At 69.5% G+C, this 1696-nt stretch carries 1 protein-coding gene; it reads right to left on the bottom strand.

Annotated features, from left to right (window positions below; genetic code table 11):
* Positions 1-1674 (bottom strand): Rne/Rng family ribonuclease (locus AX685_RS00095; protein ID WP_231738478.1); only part of this gene is annotated, 1674 nt, incomplete at its 3' end.
* Positions 1675-1696: the final 22 nt, after the last annotated feature.

The raw sequence follows: 1696 nt of genomic DNA, 5'->3' as shown, positions 1-1696 counted from the left end.
CGGCTCGGCAGCGGGGGCATCGCCCTCCGCCGGACGATCGCCGTCACGACGGCGACCGCGACGGCCGCGGCGGCCACGGCGACGGCCGGCGCCCTCGGCCTCGGTCGGGACGGCGTCATCGGCGCCGGTATCGGCATCCGCATCAGCGTCGGCGTCCTCGTCCGCCTCGGCGGCCGGTGCCTCGGCGTCGCTCTCGCCGGACTCGTCGTCCTCGCCCTCGCCCTCGGGGCGGTTGCGCCCGCGGCGCCCGCGGCGGCGGCGGCGGCGGCGGCCGTTGCGGCCGTCGCCGTCACCCTCGGCGCGCTCGGCGCGCTCGCGGCGTTCGGCCGGGGCGTCGTCGTCCTCGACGGCGTCGTCCTCCTCCTCGACCTCATCCTCTTCCTCGATGTCGAGGTCGTCCTCGATATCCTCGATCGGGCGGTCGAACTTGGGCGCGTGCGCGGGTGGCGGGCCGGACGCCTCCACCGACATGCGCGCGCCTTCCTGCTCGCCGTCGGCGATGATGTCGACCTGCACGCCGTAGCGATCCTCGATCTCGGCGATGTCGGCACGCTTGCGGTTGAGGACGTAGAAAGCCGCTTCCTGGCTGCACCGCAGCGTCAGTAGCGATCCGCGCCCGCGCGCGGCCTCGTCCTCCAGCAGGCGCAGCGCCGACAGCCCCGACGACGAGGCGGTGCGCACGAAGCCGGTGCCCTCGCAATGCGGGCACGGGCGGGTCGATGCCTCCAGCACGCCGGTGCGCAGCCGCTGGCGGCTCATCTCCATCAGCCCGAAGCTGGAGATGCGGCCGACCTGGATGCGCGCGCGATCGTTCTTCAGCGCCTCCTTCATCGCCTTCTCGACCTTCCGGACATTGGAATTGTTGTCCATGTCGATGAAGTCGATGACGACCAGCCCCGCCATGTCGCGCAGCCGCAGCTGGCGCGCGATCTCCTGCGCCGCTTCCAGGTTGGTCGCGGTGGCGGTCTGCTCGATATTGTGTTCGCGGGTCGAACGGCCCGAGTTGATGTCGATCGACACCAGCGCCTCGGTCGGGTTGATGACCAGATAGCCGCCCGACTTCAGCTGGACGACCGGATGGTACATCGCCGCCAGCTGGTCCTCCACGCCGGCGCGCTGGTACAGCGGCACCGGGTCGCTGTAATGCTTCACCTTCTTGGCATGGCTGGGCATCAGCAGCTTCATGAACTCGCGCGCCTGGCGATAGCCTTCGTCGCCCTCGACGATCACCTCGTCGATGTCCTTGTTGTAGATGTCGCGGATCGCGCGCTTCATCAGGTCGCTGTCGCCATAGACGAGCGCGGGCGCGGACGAGGTCAGCGTCTTCTCGCGGATTTCGTCCCACAGCCTGGCGAGATAGTCGAAGTCGCGCTTGATCTCGGTCTTGGTGCGCTGCAGCCCGGCGGTGCGCACGATGCAGCCCATCGACGGCGGCAGCGCCAGATCGGCCATGATCGACTTCAGCCGCTTGCGATCCGCGGCGTTCGAGATCTTCCGGCTGATCCCGCCCCCGTGCGAGGTGTTGGGCATCAGCACGCAGTAACGGCCCGCCAGCGACAGATAGGTGGTCAGCGCCGCACCCTTGTTGCCGCGCTCTTCCTTGACCACCTGCACCAGCAGCACCTGGCGGCGGCGGATGACGTCCTGGATCTTGTAGCGGCGGCGCAGGTTCATGCGGCGCTGACCACCTATCTGT

This window comes from Sphingomonas sp. CCH9-F2 (genome assembly GCF_001556735.1).
Taxonomy (GTDB): domain Bacteria; phylum Pseudomonadota; class Alphaproteobacteria; order Sphingomonadales; family Sphingomonadaceae; genus Sphingomonas; species Sphingomonas ginsenosidimutans.
The sequence above is the reverse complement of the archived record's forward strand: the minus strand, read 5'-3'. Positions and strand labels throughout refer to the sequence as shown.